Source organism: Brevibacterium sanguinis (assembly GCF_039528855.1).
Classification (GTDB): Bacteria; Actinomycetota; Actinomycetes; order Actinomycetales; family Brevibacteriaceae; genus Brevibacterium; species Brevibacterium sanguinis.
In genome coordinates this window covers 1-24,692 of sequence record NZ_BAAAMB010000018.1, presented here as the reverse complement: position 1 = coordinate 24,692, position 24,692 = coordinate 1, and the positions used below count along the sequence as shown (strand labels likewise).

Sequence of the window (24,692 nt, the reverse complement as noted above, 5' to 3'; positions counted from 1 at the left end):
CTCCATAACACCACCCCCGCTCTCGTTCTAAGGGTCTTTCGAGAGCGGGGGTTTCCCTCCCAAAGACCCGGTGACACAGGAGAAGACCCTTATGAAACTTTCAGACGCACAGGCCGCTGCCGACAAGAAGTACGCTCCGCTCGGCGTGGAGCTTGACGACCGCACGGTCGTCCTTCGCACGCCGATCCGCCTCTCCAGGGAGGAGCGGACAAAGTTGCAGGAGGCCACGAAGGCCGAGGAAACCGAAGATCCCCTCGACACCATCCAATCCGCTTTCCGGATTGTGATTGCCGACAAGGACGACGCCGAAGCGCTTATCGCCGCGATCGGTGACGATCTTGGTGTCGCCCTTGAGATCTTCAACAACTTCACCGCGGAGGTCCAGCTGGGGGAAGCCTCCAGCTCGGAGAACTGATAGACGACTTTGCCGGGGAACTGTATGCCGACCTGCTCTCAGAGTACGGGCTGAATCTCATCGAGATCATCACCGACTGGGAGCGACCCGAGTCCTTGAGTGGGCCGGGCCGGTATTACAGTCCCCGGCTTTTGTTGTACCTGATTTCCGAGCTTCCAATCGATTCGCGCTACGTTGCGGCCCGCAGGCCGGGCGATAAGAGCGAATGGCGACTGTGGTCCTCGAAGTCGTTCCAGAGCCAACTACTGGCAGGGGCCTTCAACTGGACGCAGCTGCACGCCATCGCCGCAATCAACTGGGACGAAGGCAATCGGCCGGAGTTCACGCCCGTCACGGATCCGGGCACAACTCAGCAGGAGAGCAAGCCTCCCGAACAGATGACCGTGGCAGAAATCTTCCAGCGAGTATCCGCAAACATGCGGGGGTAGGTAGGCGTATGTGGCGCTAAAACTTATCGGAGCCGTTGGACTGAAGGTCCGCCCTGAAGCGAAGAACTTCAGGGACGAGGCTGAGCGCGACATTCGCCGCCAGATGCGCGGCGCCGACCGCGACGGCTACAAGTATCCGATCAAGCCAGAAGTCGACAAGAGCGAGATGCGCAAGCAGACGAATGGTCTGATGCAAGATCTCAACAGGTCCCTTGAGTCGATGCAAAACCAGGTCGACAAGAAGAAGCTGGACCTGCGATTCAACAGCGATAAGTTTCGCCGTGATACGGAGCGAGTTCGCGACGCCTACCGGTCGATGTTCTTCGACATGGAGATGCGGAAAAAGAAGTGGAGTGCCAGCGAGTCTTTTCGCATAGACACTCAAGAGCTCGAGGAAGACCTGCGCGAGGTCAAGCGAAAGTTTGATCGCATCGTCAACGACATGGACGATACGCAGATCGACCTGAAACCGGTCCTCGACGAGTCGGCGCTTCGCACCGCCTGGGCTCGCTTGAAGTGGCTGACACGGGACCGTTACGCGGTCATCCATGTCAGGGTCAACAACGCCTCCGCAAAGGCCGCGAGGCAGGCGCTCAGGGCTATCATGAACCTCTCTGGCGCCCGAAAGGGTGTCGACTTCCTCAAGGACATGGGGGAGTATCTGAGGGACCTTGACAAGCATGTCCCCACTCTGGGCCTGATTGGCACCGCTGCCGTCTCGGCGGTCGGGGGGATCATCGCGCTGTCGGGCTCCATCTCGCACCTGGCGATGGAGATGGTACGAATGTCCGGCGCGGCCCTCGCGCTGCCCGGCATTCTCGGCGGCTTCGCCGTCGGAATAGGCGCGTTCATCGCGGTAATGCGCGACTTCAACCAGGAGCTTCCGCAGGTCCGGCAAGACCTTGGCCGTCTCCGTGGCGAGATGTCCACGAACTTCTGGAATGAAGCTCGTGCCCCGATGCTCGAGGCGTGGAACAAGGCATTCCCCCACTTCAGCAAGGGGATCAAAGAAACGTCGTCAGCTCTCGGCCGATGGACTGCCGCGTTCTCGAATGCGTTCGCCACCGAGTTCGACATGAGCGCGTTCGACAAGATGTTCCGCGGGCTCAACGCGTCCATCGATATCGCCGCCCTCGGCGTCGGTGACTTCGTCAAGGCGATGTCAATTCTTGGGCAGACAGGCGCGCAGTACTTGCCGCGCCTGGCCATGTGGGGCAACGAGATTGCCCGCGGGTTCGCCAACTGGCTTGAAGAAGGTCAGAAGACAGGCGAGCTGAACCGGATCATCGAAACCGGCATTACGAAACTGAAGCAGTTCGGGAAGATTGTTCGCGAGTCCGGTGAACTGATCTACATTCTCGGCTCCGCCGCAGAGCGAGCGGGATTCTCCGGTTTCGGGCAGATGGCCGACGGACTTGAGCGCTGGAATGAAGCGCTCAAGTCCTCCAAGGGTCAGAGGGTCCTTGACGACCTGTTTACCGGTGCCGGACGTGTCGCGGATGGGTTCAAGCGTGCGCTGAGCTCTGTCACTGATTTCGTGGCGAACACCTCCAGCACGATCGAGACTGTCATGACCCTGGTCGGTGACATGATCGGCGACACGTTCGAGGGCTTCTTCAGGGCGTTCGAAGACCCCGCATTCCAGAAGGGGCTCATCGACTTCTTCGCTGGAATTTCCGCCGGAATGAAGAACCTCACGGACAACGCCCCGTCGATCGCCCGCGTTGCGGGCGCCATCGGCACCTTGGCAGGTGTGGTTGCGGAGAATCTTGGCGGCGTTATCGGCGAACTGTTCGATGCGCTGGATGAGCCGATCTCCGACAATGTTGACGATGTCGCCTCGGCCGTGTCTGCCCTGGGCAAAGGGCTGGAGGACCTGACTGAGGCTGCCAGTGATTACGGCGTCATCACTGCCGCGCTACAGGCGCTGGCAGTGGGTGCTGGTGTGGCCGGGGCTGCGCTTCAAACGCTCACCTTCGGACTGGATCTGCTCACCGGGAAGAAGAAGCCGCAGGACGTGCTCGGGTTCATGCAGTCCCTGATCGACCAAGACATCCCCTGGGTGTCGTGGGCGATGCAACAGAACATGAACATCGCCAAAGGCGGCGGATTGCTTCTGGCTGGGATCGAGGGCTTCTTCCGTGGGCTACAGGAAGGGCTGAACGGGAATCTTCAGGGGCTCCTGTTCTTCTTCGCCGCGAACCCGATCTCCGAGATGATCGCCCGTGAATGGTTCGGTGCCGAACCGCCTGCTGGCATGAAGTGGGGAGACTACATTGCTGGGATCCTCAACAACCTAGGGTTCAACGGCGACCTCGGCAACGACATTGGCGTCATCCTCGACCTGGCGAAGAGGACTATCGCCGATGCGTGGAATGGGTTTTGGGACGGCGTCGCCTCGATCTTCACGGGGGGAACCGCCGATACATTCTGGTCCGACATCGGGGATGCCCTGTGGGGCGGGCTCGATGATGCGTTCAACATCAGCGGCCTGATTTCTACACTGGCGAGCATCTGGAACTCGATCACCACAACGATCGGAAGCTGGTGGGATGGGCTGGTCAACTGGCTGTCGAGCCTATTCTCGGGCAACAGCAGCTCCGGCGGCCTTGCAGGCTCGCAGGGGGTCACAAGCCTTCTTGACGGGTTCAACTTCGACGGCATCGGTGATGAACTCGGACGGAGGCTGGAGGTCGCGAAGGCGTGGCTGACATCGAAGTGGCAAGAGTTCACATCCTGGCTCGGGAGCCTCTTCTCTGGCGGAGGCGCCGGGGGAGGCGTGCAGGTTGTCATTGACTTCGTCATGAACGCAATCGACAACGCTTCGGGAATCATCGGCAGCGTTGTTTCCACCGCTCAGCAGTGGGCGGCCGGACTCTACCAAGGTGTCCTGACCGCTATTGACTTCGCTTCGAGCATTGTGTCGATGGTCAGAGCCCGGGCGGCAGAGTATGCCGCAGGCTTCTACCAGGCGATCCTGCGGGCGATTGATTACGCAACGAATGTTGTCAACCAGGTGAGAACCAACGCCCGCAATTTCGCCTCCGGTTTCTACCAGGCTGTGCTCCGTGCTCGCGATGCGGCGTCAGGGATGATCGCCGGAGTGCGGTCGAAGGCGCAGGGATTCGCCTCTGGTTTTTACCAGGCAGTCATGCGAGCCCGTGACAGTGCGTCCAACATCATCAACTCCGTGAAGGCGAAAGCCACGTCATTCGGTGCGATGGTGAAGAGCGCGACGCTTCGTGCTATCGACAATGCTTCCAGCACAATCAGCCGCGTCTTGGGCATGATTCGAAGCATCCCACGCAACGTCACCTCGACGATCACCACGTTCTTCAAGAACGTCGGTAAGCGTGCGATGGCCGACGGCGGCGTCCTCGGAAAGAACGGCGTCCAGTACTTCGGTGACGGAGGGTTCTCTGAGAACCATGTTGCCCAGATAGCACCTGCTGGTGCGATGCGAGTGTGGGCAGAGCCCGAGACCGGGGGAGAGGCTTACATACCGCTCTCCCCTGCGAAACGGACACGGAGCGAGCAGATTCTCGCGACGGTGGCCGACAGGTTTGGTATGCGCCTGGAGCGCTATGCCAATGGCTCGAATCCCACTACTTCCAGTACGACTCAGCCAGCCCAGTCCGGCGACACCTACGTCACGATCGAGTCGGTTCCGACCAACAGCGCAGAGCAGGTTGCGGAGTCGCTGATGTTCAACCTGAAGCACCTTCAGAGAGGAGGAGGCTTTGCCATCGCTTGAGAGATTAGAGATTGACGGCCTCGCCTTCCGTGACTTCACGAAGTTCTGGGTCAAAGAGTGGGAGAAGGGGCCGGAGGAGATCGACACCTCCGACCTCGACAACCCGGTCTACGACGACACCTACGCGGGTATCGACTACCACCGAGGCCCAACCTGGACGTTCGAGTTCATCATCGAAGGCAGCACCGAGCTTGAGGTGCTGGACAACCTCGACAGAGTCAAGGCCGTGTGGCGAAGTCCGAAGTACACGAAGAACGCCGGAGTCAGCACTGAGCTGGCGTTCACGGTCGCTGGTCGTAGGCGGATTGTCTACGGCCGGCCTCGCCGGTTCGCTGAGAGCGATGTTCGCACTACCCAGCAGGGCTTCATTTCCGTGCTGGCAGAGTTCAAGTTGATGGATCCGTTGCAATACAACGGAGCACCGAATGACGGCTGGGATCTCACCCGGCTCGACGCCGTACCGCCGGACGTCAGGGGCCTGTCCGAATTCCTCACCGAGGACACCTTGACCACCGAGATTTCCGGTGAGCGCCAAGGGCAGATCGGTGTTGTTGCCGGGTCGGCGCCGACGCCGTTCCGGTGCACGTTGTACGGGCCTTCCGTCAATCCGGGTTTCACGATCGACGGTCGGCGCTATCAGTTCAACACGACCCTGTCGGCGTCTCAGCGGCTTGTCGTTGACTCAAGGACCGGAACGGTTCTTCGCAACGGGAGCACGAATCTCATCAACACCATGTCGGTTCCGACCCGGCTGAAGGGCGTTCGCCTCGCACCGGGCAGGTCTGTGGAGATTTCGTTCTTCGGGGTTGACCCGACACTCACGTCCTATGCGTACTTCGCGGTGAGAGCCGCCTACCACTAGACACTCGATTTCACGCACGCAAGGGAGGTCCTTCTGGGCCTCCCTTTTCTGTGCCCACATTCTTTGAGGAGAACGTTTATGGCGCTTGATCCAGTGCCTTGGTTCACTGGCGGCGGAGCCAAGCATTCGGCCGCCATCGCGAGGAATCTCGCATGGAATGCGACCGGCGGCAAGACCGGCATCGCGACCCCCGCATCCCTTCAAGTCCGGCAGTTGTCGACTGCCGGCGGTGCAGTACAGATCATGCCCGGCGGCTGCGTGATCGAATCCACGTACGCGGGCGCTCTCCAGCAGTCGTATACGGTGCGCAATTCGTCGGCGACGACGGTGACGATTCCCGCAAACACCTCGAGCTCGACGGTGACTCGATACATCACGGTCGAGATCAATGATCCGCAGTTCGCAGGGTCGAAACCCCCGAGCGTTGAGGACGGGCCGTATGTGTTCTTCCGGGTGTTAACCACTCGGCAGACGATTCACCCCGATCACCTCCTGGCGACAGTCGTCCAGCCCCCGAACACCTCGACCGTCACGGCTGGCATGATCCGGGATCAGCGTGCTCTCGCCAACCCCAAGCGCGAGACCTACACGCTCGCCCGACCGCGCGTGAACTCCGATAGCGGGGGGCAGAAGCTCTACGCCCGCGAGGCTGCGGGCGGTGAGTACTTCCCCGGCGGTGGAGGCTACGCCAATCAGGCTGACATTGTCGTTCCGCCCTGGGCGGTCTCCATGATCATCGAGGCCGACTGGATGTCTGTTCGGTACGAAGGAGCGAAGCGCGGCTGGGGTTCGTTCTGGGTGGAGTACGGAACGGAGTACCGAGCGAACACCTGGCCGAACAAGCAGCAGTGGGAGTTCGCTACGCAGAAGTTCGCCTGGGATCAGGCGGAGAACTCCGCCACCTACCGAACAAACTGGCGACTCATGGACACCCGGCCCGTGCCAGCGAAGATCCGGAACAAGAACACGACGTTCGTGTTCAAGGCCGCCAACACCGACACGGCCTCAGCGAACACCGCCGTTGCGTCGTGTGACGCGATGTCCGGTTTGGGCATGAAGATCACGTTCCTCGAGGCGCCAGCCGATTGGGAAGATTTCAACGCTAGCTAAGGAGTCGGCGCATGGATGTGCAGTACATGGCGTATTGGCTCGACGGTGACGGCACTCAGCATCTAATGGACCCCGACCTGCCTTTGCAGGGCGTGAAGATCACCAGGGAAATGAACGGCCTGGGGAGGCTGACCGCCTCCCTCCCGCCAGAGTATGGCAAGGCATACGGCTACAGTATGCGCCCTGTCATCCAAGAGTGGGCGACCGCGATCTACGTCGAGATCGATGGCGATCTGTTCGACGGATTCATCATCGCTGAAACCGATGACGACAACGAGAAACTGTCGATCGACGCCGTTGGTTGGCTGGGGTATGCGACAGGACAACCGTGGAATGACCGCTCTCGCAATTACAGCGTGGGTGGCGTCCCCGCCCGGACGCCGATTCCAGTGATGATGTCCGAGCTTCAGCGCCTTCGCGGCGCGAACATCGGCCTTCAGGTCAGCACGGATCCAGGCAACAGATCATGGCCGATCATCGGCGAGCCGGTGTGGGACGAGGTGCCAAATCCAAGGCCCCCGGGTTCGAAGCCCCGCGCCACCGCGGGCGCTCAGCCGAAGGCTCCGTCCTATCCGTCCTACCCAACCACGGGTTCGGCGGACTGGAAGAAGAAGGAGTACGAGCGCCTCAAGAGGAAGTATGCCGCCGATCGCAAGGCCTACGACGCGGCGTTGAAGCTGTGGCGTGCCCGCACCGATCAAGACCGCAAGAACGAGCAGGCCTGGACTGAGCGGAAGAATCAGTTCGACCAGGACATCAAAGAGCGTAAGCGGATGATCGAGGACGCGAAGTTCAAGATGAACTACTGGTCGACACACGATCTTTTGCAGGAGTTCCAGAACCTCTCGAAAGAGGCAGGCTTCTCGTACCGGGTGGACCACCGCCGCAGCGGGAACACGCACACTCACACGCTTGTGTGCCGGCCCGGACGCCTTGGCTCTCGCCGTCTTGACGTCGCGTTCATGGAGGGCGAGAACGTCTACTCGGTGCCCAAGGTCACCCGTCAGGGCGATGAGAAAGTCACCTCGGCCATCGTCCTCGGCAATGGCGAAGGTTCGGCCATGAAGTGGAACCAGACCTCTCGCGCCGCAGGAGGCGGTAACGGGCTCCGCCGGGCTCGTGTGTTCGCGGACAAGACGCTCACTCGTCAGCCACAGCTGGCAGCGAGGGCTCGCGAAATCCTCAACGCCTACAACGATCCGATCGACATCGACGAGTTCATCGTCATCGATCACGGTCTCGCGCCGATTCGAGTTTTCGATGTCGGCGACGAGATCAATCTTCAGACATTCGCCCGCCGTGCGGGCAACTTCAATCGCTGGGTCACCATCCAGTCAATCACCCTCGAGCCCGAGAAGAACGTGATGAGCGTGAAGGTGGTCCCCGTCGAGCAGGAGTAGGACCCAAAGGAGACCCTATTGTCCGCAGTCGAAAGACTCGCTCGGGAGATCTATGACACCCGCAGGCTTGCCCTAGGGCACGCAACTCACCCGCAGATGGGCGCCACCTCAATGGAGGGTGGCGCCTTTCCTATTCGGGATGGCGAAGGCAACGAGGTTGGCCGCATCGGTATTGGTGATGATGGCTCGTTTGTCATTGACAACACAGACGGGCCGAAACCCCCTAAACCCACCATGCCGATGGTGTCGGCTGATGCTGGCATGATCCGCGTTGACTATGACGGCAAGTTCGCTGACTACGGCGAACAGGTTGATGTGACGGCCACCCAAGATTTGGACCGGGTTGAGGTTCATGCCTCACAAGATCCGAACTTTGTCCCTGATCGGGTTGTGTCCTATGGGGGTGCTTACGCATCTCTTGAAGGCGGCAGCTTCACGCTCGGCCCTCTGGCCGATGCCGGCGCATGGTATGTGCGCCTGGTTGCCAGGTCGAAGGCCGGGAAGTTCTCTGTTCCGTCAGACCTGGTTGAGGTTGAGGTTGCTGTTGCTGGTGTTGACCTTGAAATCACTAACGCCTGGCTGACAGGTGAAGCCGCGCAGACTACTGCGGACGGGAAGAACGCTATCTTCCGGGGACCGGATGAACCGGTCAACGATCCCGACAACCCGTTCAAAGTTGGGGACATTTGGTTTGAGATGACCCCTGACGGGAAGTCGATTCCGAACCAGTGGGATGGAACCCAATGGGTTGGGGTTGATGACTACCGTCAGTCTCAGATTGAGAAGGTTCAGGCTGAGCTTCGCAAAGACCTTGACGCGGTGATCGTGGATGGGACTGGCACCAGCAACTTCTATAAGCCTGTTGCACCAGACCCTGCGGACGCCAAAGAAGGCGACCTGTGGTTTGACTCGTCTGAAGACGGCAAGAACGCCGTCTCGATCCTAGAGAACGGCGTCTGGGTCAAAATCTCGGATAAGCGGATTGAAGAAATCCGCCAAGCCCAGGCCGCTCTTGATGCAGAGATAACCGAGGTTGAGGCAAGGGCTTCAGCGGAAGCGAAAAGCCTGGCCGATCAGGCCAGGGCTGATGCGGCGGCAGACGCCACCAGTAAGGCTGATGCGGCTAAGGATTCTGCCGTCAGTACTGCTGCCACCAATGCGGCCGGTGTTTACGGCGAGACCAAAGACCTGGTTTCCGGCTGGCGAGTGACCGGCAAGACCACCATTGCTGGTGGCGTGATTGAGACTGACTCGATCAAGACAGCCCAGCTGGCTGCTGGTTCTGTTACTGCTGACATTCTGGCAGCTGGTTCGGTCATCACATCCAAGATTGCCACTGATGCCGTTGATGCCAGGACTGTTAAAGCTGGCGCGATTGGTGCTGTGGCTATTGCTGCTGATGCTATTGAGGGTCGCCATGTTAAAGCTGGCACGGTGTCGGCTGATCGCCTGCTGGTCACTTCTGGCGGCAACCTTGTGCCCTGGGATCAGGTCACTAGAGGGGAGACGGTAGCGCCTCACGGTATTTATGGGACCACCGGTGCCACACTGAGTCTCGCCCCGGCTGATGCGACAAAGTCCCGCCCTGCGCACATGATTGCTAAGCGCACCGAAGCTGGCTTCGATTACGTCGTTTACCTCAAGGGTGGAGTTGACAAGAAGATCCCCGCCAGCCCCGGTACAGAATTCAATTTCTCGTGCTCTCTGTACTCCGATGATGCTGGCGCGCAGGCGAGACTCATGCTGGTCGGGTACTCAGATTTCACTGCCGCCAACGGCAGTGGTTCGGGATATATCGGCACGATTGCGCAATCGTCAACCGTGAACCTGACATCGGGGACTCAGACAGTCACGGTCAAGGGGGTTACGCAAGCTAATGCCGTTGCGGTAATCCCTTGGATTCAGTTGTCTTCCGGCCATGCAGTGGGGGTGATCGACCCGGTCCTAAAGAGCACGGTGGGTGCAACCCTCATCCAAGACGGTGCAATAACCACTGCCAAAATAGCGACCGGTGCTATCACTGCTGACAGCGGCATTATTGGTTCAATTAATGCTGGTGTTATCACGGTTGGTGAAATGGATGGTGCCAGAATTAAAGCCGGCACAATCAGTGCCGACAAGGTACTGATCGGTGGGGACACTAACATGCTCCCCAACCCTGGTTTCGCCCAGGGTTGGGCCGGTTGGTCCCCTGCCGGGGACGCAGTGTTAGACACCACGGGTTCGTTCCCGCAGATAAAACTTACCGGAACAGGTTCGTCTATCACTTCCCAACCGGTGAAACTGCTGGGTCCCGTGAATGTGCGGGTTGTTTCATCGTTTTATGCAACTGTTTTGACAGCGGTCGGTCAAAAGGCTGACGGCAGTGAGGTTACTCAAACAGTTTCGCGTAATTCGACTGGCACTGACCCGGTGTCAGGGTACACAGTGTTTGAGGGGGGTTTCGTCCCACCGAATGATTGGGTGTCGATGCGGGTGCGTGTTGCACCCCGGTCCGTATTTGGTGGGACCGCGAACGCAAACATTGCTAATGTGGGTGTTTTCACCCAGGCAGGTGCCACCCTCATCCAGGATGGTGCGGTCATCACATCCAAGATCGCGACAGGTGCGATCACTGCTGAGTCCGGCATTATTGGTTCGATTGATGCGAACACGATAACGGTTGGCAAGATCATGGGTAACCAGATTGATGCTGACGCGTTGAACGGTAAAACGATTACTGGTGCTTTGATTCGTACTGCTTCGTCTGGGGCTCGTGTGGAGTTGTCCCAGAATGGTTTGAAACAGTACAACGCTTTGGGTGCCACTTTGGTGGACATGACTCAGGGGTCGTTTACTGTGACTGGTGGAAGTATCACTGGTTCGACCATTAAAACTGCGACCAGTGGGGCCAGAGTGGAGCTTGACGGTAACGGCCTGGTCCAGTATGACTCTGGCAACCTTGCCGCTTTGATTATGCGGGATGGTCGCCTGGAGGTGCGGAACCAGATTTCGGTCAACAAGGTGGGGTCAATCCGGCTACTTGGTGACGCCGGGGCGGCCGGTGAGGGCGCCGTCACGGTGACCATTGGCCGGACGGCAAACGGCCGCGCCGAGATTACTGGAGACCGGGGCTCTTCCTATGGTCCGTCGACCATCGCGTTTGAGCGTGACGGAATGGTTCTCTCGTCGCCAAACCGGAATGGTCAAGACCTTTACACGATGTCCAGGCTTTCAACCGGCTCTGCTTATTTCGGATGGGGGTCCAGTACCGGTCTTGCAGACAACTCCGGCTTCGTGACCGCCTGGACTGATTCGTTAATCCTGTCTGGTGGCGGCGCAACAATCACCCTGGACAGGAACAAAAACATGGTGTGGGATGGCGCAGGCATCCAGTCATCGGCGGGCAAGGACCTTGTTCTTACGACCACGTCCAAGTCGTCGTCTCTCCAGATCAAGGGCGGCACCACGGGTAACGCCGACTTCGTCATGACCGCTGATGGCTGGCAGTGGTCCGGCATCAAGGCCGGCACCGGTACTGGCATGAACATCACTGGTGGCGGCTGGATCCAGAAGAACACTTCATCCCTCCGGTACAAGACGGATGTGAAACCGGCCGACCTGTCCGGGTTTGATGTGCTCAGCCTTGAACCTAAATCGTTTATCTACAAGGACCAGAAGCGGCGTTTTGAGCGCCCTGAAGCGGAGTGGGGTGATTATGAGGAGGACGTGTTCGCGCACGGCCTCCCTGTCTCCTACGGTCTCATCGCCGAAGAGGTCGAGGCTGCTGGCGGCGAGTTTGTTCTCAACTACGACCAGGAAGGCTTGCCTGATTCGATCAATTACGGCCACCTGGCCGTTGCCCTGATTCCCGTGGTGCGCGAGCAACGGGACTGCATCGCCAACCTTGAGGGGCGGCTGCGCGCCCTCGAAGCAGCGTAACACTAGTCAAACCACTAGGACACCCCGTCATTATTTTTTGGCGGGGTGTACGTGTATTCATGAAAGGCCCTTAAATATGGATAACCAGAATGAAACCCTCACCGCCCTTTACCAAGAGTACCTGACTCAAACCATTCAGCTCAGGGAACAACTGGTGCAGGCACAGATCCGGGTTAAGGAACTGGAAGCAAACCAGCAATGCGACATCTGCCCCAACCAGGGCGGTGAGGTGCCCGATGATTCCGAGACCAATAGCTAAACGTCTTGACGGCTTCCGGGGTGCGTTCATTCTGATCCTGTCAGGGCCATGGCTCGCGGTTGGGTTGAGCTATATCTTCATCAGCACCCCCACCAGATCCAAGGCTTTCTCCTACCTGCCCGAGTTTTTGAATGAAAACGAACTCGGGTGGGTGTGGGTGATTGCCGGGATTGTGATGCTGATATGTGCGTACTACGGCAGGCAAGACCCAAGATTCACGTCAACAGGGTTCAGGGTGGCGGTCGCCCCGCCAGCCTTATGGTCATGCCTGTTTTTCATGGCATGGCTGATTGGTGCTCTGCCGACAGCAATCGTGTCTGTGGTCATGTATGGCACGTTTGCTTGTTTGATTGCGTTCTGCGCAGGCTGGCCGAACCCGCACCAGAGAAGCCGTGACGCACCAGGGGGTTACTAGTGGAATCCCTCATCCCGCCGGCACTGACTTTGGTTGGTGTCATCATCACCGCCCTGGTGACGTGGCTGGTGTCGAGGCGGTCAACGAAAGTACAGCAAGAACAGCAGAAAGACCAGAACAGTCTTGGCCTGGTGGACCGTTACCGTTCAGAAATTGACCGGATTGACGACAAGCTTGACGAACAAGATGAAGATATTGCCCGGTTAACCCAAGAGAACCTTGCCAGAACCACGGAGGTTTTGGAGTTGCGGGAAGAAATGGCGCGGGCCCGCAGGGACCATCTTGCTGAAACAGCGAAACTCGAACTGACCCTCATCAGTTTCCGAACATATATTGCTGCGGTCCTGGATTGGATTAACCGCCGCATAGAGGCGGGGGAGTTGGACACGGAACATGATGTTCCGCAACCCCCACCCGAATACGGGCTGTAACCAGCCCCGCACACGCACACATTATTGGCGCCCCATGCGAAACAAAGCTTGGGGCGCTTCCTTGTTTTGGAGGAAAAGTTTTGGCTAACACTGTTTCCGGGAAGACCGGAATCACTGGCGCATCCAGCGTCATTTCCGGCGCCGCTGTAGCGCCGCTTGTTATTTGGATCCTCGCCATGTTCGGTGTGGATGTTCCCGCGGATGTTGCCGCCATTATCGGTGGCCTGCTCGCTGCCGGTGGAGCCACCCTGATTGCTTGGCTTGTGCCGGCTAAGTCCGGCAAGTACGTCGACACGACCCCTTGGGATGTTGATGTCACGGATGACGGTGAAACCGAAGGGGACGGGTTCGCCCCGGACCCTGACGTGGATGCTGACTGGGATCCGGCCCGTGACGGGTCGATGGCTGACTTCGCGGACACCGGGAAGGTGTCCTGACCGTGTGGCTGACAGCGTTGGCGAGCATTGCTCGCAAAACCGGTTACCCGGTTGTTGAACGGCCAGGATGGAAAACCCGCGGCCGGGGCCCCATGTCTGGGGCCAAGTCTGTTATCTGCCATCACACTGCTGGTGGGGCGAAAGGCAACTACCCGTCACTGGGTGTGGTTCAGAACGGCAGGCCCGGGCTTCCCGGGCCTCTCGCCCATTACGGTTTGGGCCGTGACGGCACCATCTATGTGATTGCTGCCGGCCGGGCAAACCATGCCGGTGTCGTGGACAGTACGTCCCATTCGAATTCGTATGCGATCGGCATTGAGGCTGAGAACACGGGCCGTGGTGAGAAGTGGTCTGACCGGCAAATGGATGCGTACGCGAAACTGTGCCGCGCCCTGTGTGACCATTACAAAATCCCGATCAGTCAAGTGCAGGGGCATAAAGAGGTTGCCCGTCCCCGCGGGCGCAAACCTGACCCTTCGTTTGACATGAACAAGTTCCGCAACATGGTGCGGGCCCGGAAGGGCACCAGCACTGGCGGTGCCGGTGGTTCGTCTGCCGGTGGTGGCGGCAGCCCCCAGTATCGGGAAATCAAATACGGTGAACCGGTGCGTTTGTATACGAAGGGTGCACCAGTCAAGGATGTGCAGCTGGCCGTTGGCGTGTCAGCGGACGGGTATGCTGGTCCGGCAACAGTGGACGCAATCAAGAAGTGGCAGAAGAGCCACAGGCTGTCTGTGACTGGCGTGGTGGATGCTGCCACGTGGGCGTCCATGAAACCGGCTATCGCGAACGCGAAGAAGAAACCCCGCAAGGCCCAGTCTGCACCGAAATTCCCGCTGAAGAGCGGGTACTGGTACGGGGTGGAGTCTTCGAACAAGAAGAACCGGTCAGGGTTTTATGCCGGTGATCGGCCGGGGATCCGCCAGTTCCAGACGAAGCTGAAGGACCGTGGTTGGAAGATCAGTGTTGACGGCCGGTTCGGTCCGGCGACAGCCCGGATTGTGAAGGCCTTCCAGAAGGAGAAGGGTCTCCGCCAGACTGGTCGGGTTGATGCCACGACTTGGGCGAAGATCTGGGAAGCACCAGTCACGTAACCTTGAAACGACAAAAGAGCCCCCGCAGGGACTCCAAAGCAACACCGATCATGGTGAAGCCAAGGAGCCCCTGCGGGGGCTCTTTTTTGTGCCCGTTTACTGGATGGTGCCTTCGAACGTGAAGTCAACCGAATCCGGGGTGTCATCAAAATACACTTGCACACTGACACGAACATCCGTGTTCTTCGGGATCGCATACCCTACCGTGACTGCCGTCGACTGCCCTGGTTTCAGGGGACTGTTCGCGTCACACGAGAATGCTTTCGTGTCACCGCACACAACTTCCGCATCAGTCACCACGTCGCCCCCATATGACACTTGGGTTTTGATGAGGTCTTGTCCGACCGTCTGGTCGGACCCGTTCACCACAGCAACCTCAAACACCGGGGCGGGATCACTGGACGGGTATGCGTTCGGCCCCGGATCCTGGAACCCTTGGTAGGTGAGGGTCACGTCAATATCTTTGCTGCCGTGCAGGGTTTCACCAAAACCTCCAGCACCAGAGCCGGTGGTTTGCCCGCTACTGTTGTTGCCGGCCCCGAACGGGATTGCGGTCTTGGTGGGTGTTTGCACCTGCATGCCAGCCTGTTTGGGTGGGGCGGTTGGTGCACACCCGGTGGTGGCGAGGAGGATTGCAGCCACCCCGGCGACCACAACGGCAACAGTTTTCATGGCTTCTATCCTATTAGATGATTGGCATTCCGGTCACTGGACGGTTCCCGTCCCGAACCATGAGCCTCAGGAACGCTGCATGGCCGAGTGGGGTGAGCACACTCCGCGCATGCTCAATGAGCAGCAAGTTTTCTTGGCAGAGTTCGTAGAAGATGATGCCCTGCCTGATCTGGTGTGCGTACCTGGCGTTCACCCGGCCTCCTTCTTCAACGAGTCGATTGCGTCCGGCAGGAAACCGGACCATTCCACCGACCCGCCGGACGGGTAGGTGACTTCCACAATCGGTGCCATCAAACGGCCCGCCGCCTTATGGGCGGCAAGCCAGTCCTCCGACTGGTCCTCGACAGCCAATAACGTGTACGGCGTCCCGTTGGCGTCGAGCTTCCGTTTCGTTGCCATGCACATGGCACAGTACGAACTGGTGCGTTCGTAAACAGTGACGTTGATGTTGGGGCTCCTTTCAGAATGAGGATCCGCCGAGGGTGTGCGGATCCAGTACGTAAGTTGCGTCCACCTCTTCGGCCTCGGTGTTGAGGTTGAGGTGGTCGGTGATCTTGTCGATGGCGCGATAGAGCGCGCGCTTGTTCGCCTTGTCGCCGTCGACCTCTTCGCCGAGGTGGAATTTTGCGTACAGCAATCGACGCTCACGATCCGTGAGCTCGGCCAGGGCGGTGGAGACATCCACTCGGCCTTCGATGTCGACGACATCCTCAACGTCACACCAGACAGCATCTTCGAGCAGGCGCCGAACCATTCCTGGCGTGTAGAGGAACGCACCCCGGAAGTACATGTAGTCGATGCGTTCCTTCTTGGTGATCGCCCGCGACTGCTTCTTGAGCAGGGTCACCATCTGGCCCTCATTGACGATCGACTGATTGCGCTCAAGAAAGAAGACCCAGAGCTCTTGCTCCAGGTCTCGTGGATCCATGACGGTTGTTGCCTCCCGTCGAGCGATGTTCGTGATGACTTCTGCGAAGTCAGTAGCTTCTGTCGTGTCTTCCAATATCAAGTCCTTACTGAACGAGGGCGATCACTCGATGAGCCCCGGAGGGCTCGATCTCGAGGTAGACGGCACCGGGGTTGCCGACCTGCCCGGTCTTGTTTCTCCACCAATCACTGCGCTCCTCGAGCGCCGGAACCTGAAGGAAGTAGCGATCTGATTCGGTGTCAATGAAAAAGTGGTGACGATGACCACTCAAGAGCCATTGGGCATCATGCCCGGTCTGCCGGCTGAACGACTGGCCCTGCCACCAGGCATAGTGCTTGCCGGTTCGCCACTGATGGCCATGCGCTGCGAGGAACCGAACGCCGCCAACCTCAGCGAATACTGCTAGCTCTGATTCCTTGGGGTAGACAAACGTCAGGCCGCTTCGGCCGGCCAGGGAGAACGCCTCTTCGACGGCTCGAAGGCTGTCGATTGCAAAAGAATCAGTAGGCTTCGCGTTGACGGGCGAGCGGTAGGGCTCGTCGTGATTCCCTGCTACCGAGAGGATCGTCAGCCTGGCCCCGGTCTCCTCGAACTGAAGGATCGTTTGAGTCATGAGGTGCCTGAGCACCTTCAACTGGTCTGTCAAGGACAGGTCGTTCTCGCCGATGTTCCGACCGCCCTGAGAGACAACACCTTCGATGCAGTCGCCAAGGAAGGCGATGAGCACGCTCCCGGTGGGAGCCTCGTTGTAGCGACCAACAGCAGATGCCAGCGACGACAGGAACCGGCGCACGATGCCTTCGGTTCCGTCGCCATTGCCTTTGCCGAGCTGCAAATCTCCAACGGCGAAGACGGTGACGTTGTCGGCCGTGGCCGTCTTGGCCCTCGGCGGCTTTGGGGCCGCCGCGATGAGGGCCAGCAGGTCGTCGACGCTCGCGAGCTCTTCGGTCAGCGCCTTCCGCCGGAACTTGAACCGGCGGCTCGTGAACTTCTCAGTCCCTTCCTTCGTCTGGGCATCCCAGATAGAGAAGGTCAGCCCGTCAATCTCATACAGATCCGGGTCGAACCCGTTCTCCCGGAGGACATCAGCTGGCTCAAAATCTGCGCCAACTGGCATCGGCTTAGATGTGGCTTCACCTTCGGTGCCATCGAATGTGGCACCGCTATTCCAGCCCTTCGGCGGAGTGGGAATATTTGCTTTGTTCAAGATGTCCTGGAGTTCGCTCACAGCCACCCGGCCCTTCTGCGGTAGTTGTAGATTGCGTCAGCGGTCGGAACTCGACCGGCGTCGGCTACGACGCCATCGGTAGCGAATGCCGTCCGCAGCTGGCGGGATGGGAACTGGCTGTTGCGAAGTGCATCTTCCATCGCTTCGCGATCTGAGTCGCAGAGGAGATCGAGGGCGATCTCTACGCTGGATCTCGGGTCATCTGGTTCTTGAAGCATGTCTGTCAAAGCGCTCAAGCAACCTTCCTTTCATCAAGGTGCGCCAGGAGCTGGCGACCAATATGCTCGGTGAAAACTGGTGGGATTGATTGGGACATTTCGTGTTTCGTCATCCAATCAATTCCCAGCAGTTCTTTGACCACGTCGGTGTGCGGGATGTACCCGCCGCGACGGTCGGGGTTGTCCCGGTGCCGAGGCGTCCAGCCCCCCCCTGCTCCATAAACTGAGGCGGTCTGAATCCCCTTGTTCGGGTGGAATTCGGCGGGCGCCGATATTGGGGCACTTGACTCGAACAGTCTGTGCCGGACCAGTTTCAACAGGACACCGTCAACGTCCCGCGCGGTCATGTTGAAGTGCTGCCCGGACAGTTTGATCGGATCGATCAGTGGCGCACCAACGACGTTCTCGATCACCCACACCCCGCCAAGGTCCAGGAAGACTTCCCGCGTGGGTTCGATCAGGTCGGGGTGTTCGTTTGAGTGCAGGGTCTTCGTTCGGCTGAACTTCTGGCATGGCGGTGAAGCATGCTTCACATCGAACAGGTGCCCGAACTTTCGGGCGAACTCGATGGCGTCGGCCTGGAAGAACGTGAACGGATAGTTCGGTTGGGGTTCAATGTCAACCCCGATGACTTGAAACCCGGCATCGGCGTAACCTTTGCCGGCGCCGCCGGCGCAACAAAAAAGGTCCAGCAGGACTGGACCTTTACTTCGTGCCGCCTCCACGACGGCCAATACTTCTTCCGATGGTGGGCTCAAGGAATCAAACTCCAATCAGGTTGCGCAGCTCTGCTGCACCGTTCAACATGAAAAACCCGTTTGTGTCTTTCCCCTCAGGAATCAACACGACTTTCGGGTTAGGGACTTGTTTGGCGATCTCTCCAGCGAACCGTTCGCCTACACCGACCTTTTCCCCGTCCCGGGGTTCATCATTGTCTGCAATGATGATGACTTTCTCGAACCCGTTGAACACGTTCCGGTAGTACGGTTTCCAGGCGGACACGCCAGACAAACCGACTGCGGGTATCCCGCATTGCAGGAGGGTGAGGCAATCAATTTCACCTTCCACTAGGACAACGTATTCGCCGGGGTTGGCGAGGGTGGTTGTGCCGTACAGGCGGGGTTCCCGCCCGGGGAGTGTCCTGTATTTGGGTTTGCTGTCCGGCATGTCTGGGCCTCGACGGAACCGTAGGTCGGTGAAGTTCAAGTGCCAGTCGGTGCGGGATGTTGGTGTAATGAACGGGATGGAAACATACCCGGCAAGGTTGCCGTATTCTTCATCTGAGGCGTCTACGACGCCGAGCCGGTACTTGTTTATTGTTTCCTCGGTGAGTCCCCGCTCCTCGCGAAGATATGTGAAGACTGGTTCGCCGTTCGGGGCGAACAGGTTCTCGTTCATCCTGATCGCGGCTGACGCCAGTGATTTCTTCAACCCGTTCGACGGCACTAGCAAACGAAACTCCTTCCTGTTGCATCACCAGCGAATAGGCGTCATGGCTCATGTCGCATGCGAAACAGACGAACCGCTGCTTAGACACATCCACAGACGCAGACGGGTTTGAGTCATCATGGAACGGGCAATGCACCTTGGTTCGCCCTGCCGCTGGTTCGACACCATCAAGCCCGTAATGCTCAAGCACCGGCCAGATTGGCGGCTTCTCGGAACTCACAGGTAGCTCCCGCCTAGTGTGCGAGCCTCACGCCTAGTCAGATCGTGGCGTGTCAGTGTTTCCCGAATGGCTTCAGCGACGGCCTCGCCGTCAATGCTGTCCGAATCAAACGTCACGTTGACTACTGCGGCACCATCAGCGAGGGCTTCACTCACCTGCTGTGAACCTGAACCGTTGCATGAATTACACGGAAGGATGCCGCTGCTGTCATGCCTGCCCGATTGAGCCTCTTCATGTCCTGATTCCTCAAGCAGATCAATCCTGCGCTCCAAATACCAGACCGCTTTCTGAAGGTCTTCAACCCCATCATTCTTCCGCCCAGACCTGGCAATGTATTTGAGGGCATTACCCAGGTGAAAGCCAAGACCCCAGTCTTCAATCACTTCAATAGGCTCAATGCTTCTGCCTTCAACATAATGGGAAGGGTATGAGATTGAATCATGGCCAGTCATCTGAAGGAACCTCCAATTTGTTGGGTGGGTATGTGCCAGCAAGCTTCATGGAGTCTTCTCTACGGTCTCTGGCTTCAACCATTTGGGTTGCCGCTTCCTGAACATCTTTAGCCGTTGGCGGGTTGTCGCGCGTGCCAATGCTTCTTGCCGCCAGCACGGCGGCTGCCGGGGCGGTGAGGCAACGCTGCTCTTTTCTGGTCTGCTTCTTACCGAACAAGGAAGTGCTTTCCACAACTTCCCGATACTCAATGTTAAAAACATGTTGGTCTATGAACATTGTTTGCTCAGAAACCCAGTCACTCCACCGAGGTTCTGGCGGGATGGTTTCAATCTGCAAAACCCATCCTGACGGGTCTGAACTAAATGCTTCAGGTTCAAACTTAACCCGCCACACTTCGCCCTCCGGAAGAACGGGCAGGCCTGTCTTTTCGCTAATCTGAATGTCCGTCATTACCCTCTTCTTCCTGGTTTTGCTCAAACTGTTTCCGGCCTGTTTCATGCCACCAGTCGAGGCGACGCCGGCGGCGTGCGGCTGCATCGAAGCTCTCGCTGTCGCGGTCGACCGGGCGGCTCAAATCCAGTCCTCCAGATCATCGACAAGGGTGATAGTGAAGCGTGATTCGTAGTAGTCGAAGGGGCGGCGATCCAGGCTGAACTCGACGCCGGCGATCACTAGATCAGAGCCCTGTTCGGCTCGGATCTCCTCAAGCGAATCAATGAGATCGGACAACAGAATCCCGTCTATCAAGTAGGTAGTGGACTTCTTCACTTCTTCCTCCGTTTCTTGCGTCGACCGCCGCCGTACTTCTCCGCATCAGTCCCATGAATCGGGGCAACCCGCACACCAACCACATGAACAGCCGGCGGATCCTCCAGATAGTCGGCAGCCCGGCGAAAGAACTCGGGATCATCCCGACCCCGACCCAACAAGTTGTTGCAAGACCCACAGATTGCGCCACGCGGTTGCCCTGTAGCATGCGAATGATCCAGGCTGAGTCGTTTCGTCACACCCCGGGCGGTTCGGCAAATCGCGCACACACCGCCCTGGTATTCGAGGATTGCCTGGAACTCTTCAGCGGTGATCCCGTACGTGGTTTCGATCCGTTTCGCCCAAGCCGTCTCAGACTTGCTCCGCTTAAATTCCCGGTGGTGAGTCGCGCACCTCGGGCCCGGGTGCGGGGCGGGACGGCGCGTAGTCACGCCGTCCCTTATGCACTGCTTGCATTCCCTTGCCGTGGTCAGACCGAATCACGCCCCGATAATGCTGACACCAGTGAAAATGGCAAGCCACAGGCTTGCCAAAGGCCCCGCGGCAAGGGTGAGAATCCCGGAAACCCACACCGCACCAGCACCAAGACTTTTGGCCGGTTTCGACACACCCCTGATAGCGAGTTCGTTACCGACACCGATGAGGAAGAACCCGGCCAGCCAGGAAAGCATGTTCCCTGCCGCCAGAATAAGTAGTCCAACAATAACACCTGTTGCAATCAGCAAATTGGCTCTTTTCTATCATCCCAGCCGCATTCGGCTGAGGTCTACTGGAATACGGATAGCGTTAGACCCGTCCGCGAAAGCCCTGCCTGATCTGTTCTTAATGACGGACGCTTTCAGGAAATCCCCGCTCCGATGGAGCGAGATGATAAGCTCCGGCGTCTTGGACACGCGCCCACGTATTCCCGACAACGGGATGGGCTGACCCGCATCTTCGTAATTGGAGTTAGTGTGATGCAGTGCAATGACTGCCGCGTTACTCTCCCTGGCTACGTCATGCAACAATGTGCAGGCCGCCTGGAGACCTTGAAACTCGCCTTCTGCGTCGCCCATTTCCAGGTTCGATAAATTGTCTACGCACACTGCTGTGGGGTATCGCCCAAATATCTCCGCATACGCGTCAAGCTCATCGAGGAGTTCTTGTTCCCCGATTGACGAGGAGTAGCACATCCTCATGTGCCCCGTGTGCGCAGCGATTGCCGCTTCCAGGCCCGCATCATCACCTTCAGCAATAAGCCGTTGAACGTCTGAGAGGAGGTAGCCTGTGCTGATTGACCCTGCCCGCTGTGCAAAGGTTCCGGCATCCGTGTCTGCACTGAAGTACAAGGTTTCAGCCAGGAGCCCATTGTCGTCTCCGCGGTGAAGCAGCGACTGCGCAAAGAGGCTTTTTCCTGTTCCTGGACCTCCCACGATGAGCGTCAACTGACCTCGGCGCACGAGTGCGCCTGCCTGGACGAGCTGTGGCCAGGGCATCGGAATCGGCTCACCCGATTCTCGATTAGCTTTTTTCCCTTGCAGGATCGTTTGCGATCTCTTCACCCCCATCAAGCATTGGCAGGTGTTTCCATGTCATTCCGACCTTCGCTTTCCATGCCGCATGAATGTTTGTTCCGCACTCATCAGCGGCTTCTCGTGCGGTCATCCGTCCCTCACGCATCGCCATAACAACCCGGTCGCAAAGTTTTGACCTATGGCTAAGTTCGCCCGGTCGGGACGGGAGCCCGCTGTGGATAGGAGTGAGGCCAAGATGCTTCCAAATGCGCCCGTTCTTTATGTTCGTAACTTCTGACTGGGACACTCCGTACTTATCCCCGATCGATCGATGGGAGCCGGTAGCCGCATGAATCTCTCGAACCTCCGCCTCGGTTAGCGTTGATGCCGGGGAATCTTCGCCCCTCAATCGGGTACCGTGCTGCTCCTTGTCGGCCTCGTTCCCGGTTGGCGTGTCGTACCGAAGGTTCACCGCACGGTTGTCTTGATTGTCGCCATTGTTGTGGCACGTCACCGTGCCCTCCGGTCGGGGGCCAATGAACGCCTCGGCCACCAGATGAGACACATAGCGAGTGACCTTCCCGGGGCCGGCTTTTAGCCCGACTTGCAGATACCCCTTCTTCCCGCCCGTCAGCCGCATTGGCCGAGGCTCGGCCAGCCTTCCACCCCGCCGACCACCGCGCGACCAGCTCCGAATTCGGCCGAGGCTTGAAGCCTCATACCACCCGTCATATCCAGGAATCTCCCGCCATTCCTCGGCGGGAACGGGAGAGGCCGGGGCGTGAGCCCCGGCCTCAAACTCGCCCTTGATTGTCATGTCAGAGTTCTGAGTCCTTGATGAACTGGCTGAACTGCTGATCCTTGGGGAGGTTCTTGATCTCGTTCCACGGGCGAGGATCGCTCCAGATGCGGTAAGGCTTGCCCGTCGACTTCGCGAAGCCGCCCTTGTACCGGGCCGGACCGAACGGAGTCATGGGCGGCTGGAGGTGGGGCGGCTGGAGGTGGGGGTCGGCCCGCCAGTCACCGCCGCCCTGCGGCTGGCCCCAACCCGTCTGCGCCTGCTGTGGAGGCTGGCCCCAATTGTTATTGCCGCCCTGCTGGGGCTGCTGACTCCACTGGCCTTGCGGCTGCTGACCTCCCTGACCCCACGGGTCGCCCGGTGTCGGATCCGTCGACGCCGGTGGCGCCTGTACCGGGGCCGGGTTCTGTGCAGGGTCCACCGGCATTGCCCCAAGCTGGGCGTTCAGTGCAGACGTGTTGTTGACAGAGGTGACGAAGTTCTTGATGTTCGCCCCAATACCGCTCTGCGCCGCGGCGTCCAGATTGGCCTGGAATGATTGAATGTCATCCCCCCGGACGGTCAGTAGATCCCCGTCGACTTTCGTCGTGAACGAAAAATTGGACTCTGTGCTGTTGGACAAATCAGTCCCTCTCTGTTGTGTTTTCTGGGTACAAAAAAGGCCAGGCGGTTGGCCTGGCCTGGTTCATTTCCTCGGGCTACGAGGCTCGAGGTCGTGTGGTGATGGTGGCGAATCTTGCCACCGAATCCGGATTGCCGTTGACTCTGCAGAATTCGGCTACGCCGCAAGTGCGGCATCCATCACCAGGGTTGGGGAGGTAGATGCCGGCGCGCTCTGAAGTATCGAACTGCTTGAACATGCCGTCGAGCATGTCTCTGCTCCACTGAGTAAGAGGCTTCCAGACATCGCCCACGAGGGTGCCGTCACGTCGCTGCTTAGGCATGAAGAAGCATCCTGCCTCTGGTAGGACGCCGAGATATTCGTTGATGGCGTGAGCGTAGACAGCGAGCTGAAACCCGCTCGCCGGCTCCTTCGTGCCCGATTTCAGATCCACGGGCACAATCCGCCCGTCGCGGTACTGTCTGACCTGGTCGATGAAGCCTTTCACCATGACGCCGCCGAACTCGATGTTGAACTCGAGCTCCACACCCATGCCCCGAGGGCCGATAGGGAAGATCCGCCACTCGTCGGCGTGTGCCTCTGCGTAGCTGATGTAGATGCCGACCTGATCGGCGCCCTTTACTCGCCGGTCCGAAATGTCGGTTTCACCCTTCTTGTTGCCGCCTGTCATCCAGTCGGAGTAGTCGGGGTGCGTCTCCAGCGCCTCGGCGATCGCCTTGTCGTAGTGGGTAAAGAAAAGCTCCCGGCATTCGTCTACAGACAACGCTCGAGAGCTTAACTCGTATTCTTCAACCGCATAGTGGAATGCGGAGCCGTGGATAAACCAGGCGGCTGGTCGCTGGGGCGCCTTGGCTACCCGCTGCAACCGATATTGCTCATTGCACGACGTGTAGGTCGTCAACTGACTGACGCTGCGGTGCGGAACCACATCCGCTAGTTGTATGACCTCAGAGATTGTCGACCAACTCCAATCCGAATTCCTTGTTGTACTCAAGCCACTCTCTGATGTTGACGACCTCGCAGATGGCTACGCCCTCATTCCCGTCGATGAAGTTAATCATCGTCAGTGCATACCCGAAGTCGTTTGGGTTGCAGTGAGGGAGTGGATCGTGGTTCCCGTCGATGAGGAACACCGCCCGCTCGACTCCATCTGGATCGGTGAAGACCGTCAGGTCCTCTACTTCGATCAAGGGCTCACAGCCTTCTGCCAGGGCAAAGTTACTTGCCATTTCGTCTCCTTCATTGGATACAAGTCGGGGTTATAGGCCAAAAAGTGTGTCCGTGATCGTCCCGGATCCCAGCCACACCAAGGACAA

The 24,692-nt window shown here is 58.7% G+C and carries 27 protein-coding genes and 1 pseudogene; 11 read left to right on the top strand and 17 right to left on the bottom strand.

Annotated elements, in window-relative coordinates; all coding sequences use genetic code 11:
* Nucleotides 1-70: 70 nt before the first annotated feature.
* The 11 genes from ABD154_RS17745 to ABD154_RS17695 all read left to right on the top strand — a co-directional run bounded on the left by ABD154_RS17745 (nt 71) and on the right by ABD154_RS17695 (nt 14,526).
* Complete coding sequence (locus tag ABD154_RS17745; RefSeq protein ID WP_344251829.1) at nt 71-415, top strand: phage tail assembly protein; 345 nt, start codon at nt 71-73, stop codon at nt 413-415.
* A gap of 131 nt (nt 416-546) precedes the next feature.
* Entirely contained in the window at nt 547-843 is a 297-nt protein-coding gene (locus tag ABD154_RS17740; protein ID WP_344251828.1) for a hypothetical protein, read from the top strand.
* A 10-nt stretch (nt 844-853) separates the two neighbouring features.
* The gene (locus ABD154_RS17735; protein WP_344251827.1) at nt 854-4,597 is read left to right on the top strand and encodes a hypothetical protein; all 3,744 of its coding nucleotides are present in this window, start codon (nt 854-856) and stop codon (nt 4,595-4,597) included.
* A complete protein-coding gene (locus ABD154_RS17730; protein WP_344251825.1) occupies nt 4,584-5,459 on the top strand; it encodes a hypothetical protein in 876 nt (291 codons plus the stop codon). The genes ABD154_RS17735 and ABD154_RS17730 overlap by 14 nt, the downstream gene beginning before the upstream one ends.
* Before the next feature lie 78 nt (nt 5,460-5,537).
* Nucleotides 5,538-6,569: a hypothetical protein gene (locus tag ABD154_RS17725; RefSeq protein WP_344251824.1), complete on the top strand. Its 1,032-nt coding sequence runs from the start codon at nt 5,538-5,540 to the stop codon at nt 6,567-6,569.
* Between the two features lie 11 nt (nt 6,570-6,580).
* Nucleotides 6,581-7,969 (top strand): hypothetical protein, encoded by a 1,389-nt coding sequence (locus ABD154_RS17720; protein WP_344251823.1) that lies wholly within the window; start codon nt 6,581-6,583, stop codon nt 7,967-7,969.
* 18 nt (nt 7,970-7,987) lie between these two features.
* Nucleotides 7,988-11,890 carry a tail fiber domain-containing protein gene (locus tag ABD154_RS17715; RefSeq protein ID WP_344251822.1) on the top strand — a complete coding sequence of 1,301 codons (3,903 nt, stop codon included), beginning with the start codon at nt 7,988-7,990 and terminating at the stop codon, nt 11,888-11,890.
* A gap of 76 nt (nt 11,891-11,966) precedes the next feature.
* Entirely contained in the window at nt 11,967-12,149 is a 183-nt protein-coding gene (locus ABD154_RS17710; protein ID WP_344251821.1) for a hypothetical protein, read from the top strand.
* A gap of 414 nt (nt 12,150-12,563) precedes the next feature.
* Nucleotides 12,564-12,995 (top strand): hypothetical protein, encoded by a 432-nt coding sequence (locus tag ABD154_RS17705; RefSeq protein ID WP_344251820.1) that lies wholly within the window; start codon nt 12,564-12,566, stop codon nt 12,993-12,995.
* Between the two features lie 80 nt (nt 12,996-13,075).
* On the top strand, nt 13,076-13,432 hold the full coding sequence (locus ABD154_RS17700) for a hypothetical protein (protein WP_344251819.1): 357 nt from the start codon (nt 13,076-13,078) through the stop codon (nt 13,430-13,432).
* A gap of 2 nt (nt 13,433-13,434) precedes the next feature.
* The gene (locus tag ABD154_RS17695; protein ID WP_344251818.1) at nt 13,435-14,526 is read left to right on the top strand and encodes a peptidoglycan-binding protein; all 1,092 of its coding nucleotides are present in this window, start codon (nt 13,435-13,437) and stop codon (nt 14,524-14,526) included.
* A gap of 96 nt (nt 14,527-14,622) precedes the next feature.
* Here ABD154_RS17695 and ABD154_RS17690 read toward each other — a convergent pair whose 3' ends face one another.
* From ABD154_RS17690 to ABD154_RS17625, 17 genes and pseudogenes are all read right to left on the bottom strand, one after another.
* Nucleotides 14,623-15,198, bottom strand: coding sequence for a hypothetical protein (locus tag ABD154_RS17690; RefSeq protein ID WP_344251817.1), 576 nt, complete (start codon nt 15,196-15,198; stop codon nt 14,623-14,625).
* A gap of 189 nt (nt 15,199-15,387) precedes the next feature.
* Nucleotides 15,388-15,597, bottom strand: coding sequence for a thioredoxin domain-containing protein (locus tag ABD154_RS17685; protein WP_344251816.1), 210 nt, complete (start codon nt 15,595-15,597; stop codon nt 15,388-15,390).
* Between the two features lie 61 nt (nt 15,598-15,658).
* A complete protein-coding gene (locus tag ABD154_RS17680; RefSeq protein WP_344251815.1) occupies nt 15,659-16,201 on the bottom strand; it encodes a hypothetical protein in 543 nt (180 codons plus the stop codon).
* Nucleotides 16,202-16,211: 10 nt separating this feature from the next.
* Nucleotides 16,212-17,354 (bottom strand): hypothetical protein, encoded by a 1,143-nt coding sequence (locus ABD154_RS17675; protein WP_344251814.1) that lies wholly within the window; start codon nt 17,352-17,354, stop codon nt 16,212-16,214.
* Between the two features lie 232 nt (nt 17,355-17,586).
* A complete protein-coding gene (locus ABD154_RS17670) occupies nt 17,587-18,330 on the bottom strand; it encodes a DNA cytosine methyltransferase (protein ID WP_344251813.1) in 744 nt (247 codons plus the stop codon).
* Between the two features lie 4 nt (nt 18,331-18,334).
* The gene (locus tag ABD154_RS17665; protein WP_344251812.1) at nt 18,335-18,970 is read right to left on the bottom strand and encodes a toprim domain-containing protein; all 636 of its coding nucleotides are present in this window, start codon (nt 18,968-18,970) and stop codon (nt 18,335-18,337) included.
* A gap of 13 nt (nt 18,971-18,983) precedes the next feature.
* A pseudogene (locus ABD154_RS18030) lies at nt 18,984-19,157 on the bottom strand (CHC2 zinc finger domain-containing protein); the annotation flags it as partial.
* Between the two features lie 80 nt (nt 19,158-19,237).
* A complete protein-coding gene (locus ABD154_RS17660) occupies nt 19,238-19,693 on the bottom strand; it encodes a DUF3310 domain-containing protein (protein WP_344251811.1) in 456 nt (151 codons plus the stop codon).
* Nucleotides 19,680-20,192 (bottom strand): hypothetical protein, encoded by a 513-nt coding sequence (locus ABD154_RS17655; protein ID WP_344251810.1) that lies wholly within the window; start codon nt 20,190-20,192, stop codon nt 19,680-19,682. The genes ABD154_RS17660 and ABD154_RS17655 overlap by 14 nt, the downstream gene beginning before the upstream one ends.
* A 72-nt stretch (nt 20,193-20,264) precedes the next feature.
* On the bottom strand, nt 20,265-20,462 hold the full coding sequence (locus tag ABD154_RS17650; RefSeq protein ID WP_344251809.1) for a hypothetical protein: 198 nt from the start codon (nt 20,460-20,462) through the stop codon (nt 20,265-20,267).
* On the bottom strand, nt 20,459-20,893 hold the full coding sequence (locus ABD154_RS18025; protein WP_425546745.1) for an endonuclease VII domain-containing protein: 435 nt from the start codon (nt 20,891-20,893) through the stop codon (nt 20,459-20,461). The genes ABD154_RS17650 and ABD154_RS18025 overlap by 4 nt, the downstream gene beginning before the upstream one ends.
* A gap of 48 nt (nt 20,894-20,941) precedes the next feature.
* Nucleotides 20,942-21,187 (bottom strand): hypothetical protein, encoded by a 246-nt coding sequence (locus ABD154_RS17645; protein WP_344251808.1) that lies wholly within the window; start codon nt 21,185-21,187, stop codon nt 20,942-20,944.
* Nucleotides 21,188-21,202: 15 nt separating this feature from the next.
* Nucleotides 21,203-22,009 (bottom strand): AAA family ATPase, encoded by an 807-nt coding sequence (locus tag ABD154_RS17640; RefSeq protein WP_344251807.1) that lies wholly within the window; start codon nt 22,007-22,009, stop codon nt 21,203-21,205.
* Entirely contained in the window at nt 21,963-22,772 is an 810-nt protein-coding gene (locus tag ABD154_RS18020; RefSeq protein WP_425546744.1) for an NUMOD4 motif-containing HNH endonuclease, read from the bottom strand. The genes ABD154_RS17640 and ABD154_RS18020 overlap by 47 nt, the downstream gene beginning before the upstream one ends.
* 1 nt (nt 22,773) lies before the next feature.
* Nucleotides 22,774-23,376 (bottom strand): hypothetical protein, encoded by a 603-nt coding sequence (locus ABD154_RS17635; RefSeq protein WP_344251806.1) that lies wholly within the window; start codon nt 23,374-23,376, stop codon nt 22,774-22,776.
* A gap of 76 nt (nt 23,377-23,452) precedes the next feature.
* Nucleotides 23,453-24,277, bottom strand: a complete 825-nt coding sequence (locus tag ABD154_RS17630) for a RecB family exonuclease (protein ID WP_344251805.1) — start codon at nt 24,275-24,277, stop codon at nt 23,453-23,455.
* Between the two features lie 46 nt (nt 24,278-24,323).
* On the bottom strand, nt 24,324-24,605 hold the full coding sequence (locus tag ABD154_RS17625) for a hypothetical protein (protein ID WP_344251803.1): 282 nt from the start codon (nt 24,603-24,605) through the stop codon (nt 24,324-24,326).
* Nucleotides 24,606-24,692: the final 87 nt, after the last annotated feature.

Excerpts from the sequence above, each read along its gene's own strand:
- ABD154_RS17640 (WP_344251807.1), bottom strand. The coding sequence starts at position 22,009 with ATGGGGGTGAAGAGATCGCAAACGATCCTGCAAGGGAAAAAAGCTAAT.
- ABD154_RS17725 (WP_344251824.1), top strand. The coding sequence starts at position 5,538 with ATGGCGCTTGATCCAGTGCCTTGGTTCACTGGCGGCGGAGCCAAGCAT.
- ABD154_RS17665 (WP_344251812.1), bottom strand. The coding sequence starts at position 18,970 with ATGAACGAGAACCTGTTCGCCCCGAACGGCGAACCAGTCTTCACATAT.
- ABD154_RS17625 (WP_344251803.1), bottom strand. The coding sequence starts at position 24,605 with ATGGCAAGTAACTTTGCCCTGGCAGAAGGCTGTGAGCCCTTGATCGAA.
- ABD154_RS17660 (WP_344251811.1), bottom strand. The coding sequence starts at position 19,693 with ATGACTGGCCATGATTCAATCTCATACCCTTCCCATTATGTTGAAGGC.
- ABD154_RS18020 (WP_425546744.1), bottom strand. The coding sequence starts at position 22,772 with ATGACAATCAAGGGCGAGTTTGAGGCCGGGGCTCACGCCCCGGCCTCT.
- ABD154_RS17710 (WP_344251821.1), top strand. The coding sequence starts at position 11,967 with ATGGATAACCAGAATGAAACCCTCACCGCCCTTTACCAAGAGTACCTG.
- ABD154_RS17690 (WP_344251817.1), bottom strand. The coding sequence starts at position 15,198 with ATGAAAACTGTTGCCGTTGTGGTCGCCGGGGTGGCTGCAATCCTCCTC.
- ABD154_RS17655 (WP_344251810.1), bottom strand. The coding sequence starts at position 20,192 with ATGAAACAGGCCGGAAACAGTTTGAGCAAAACCAGGAAGAAGAGGGTA.
- ABD154_RS17685 (WP_344251816.1), bottom strand. The coding sequence starts at position 15,597 with ATGGCAACGAAACGGAAGCTCGACGCCAACGGGACGCCGTACACGTTA.
- ABD154_RS17720 (WP_344251823.1), top strand. The coding sequence starts at position 6,581 with ATGGATGTGCAGTACATGGCGTATTGGCTCGACGGTGACGGCACTCAG.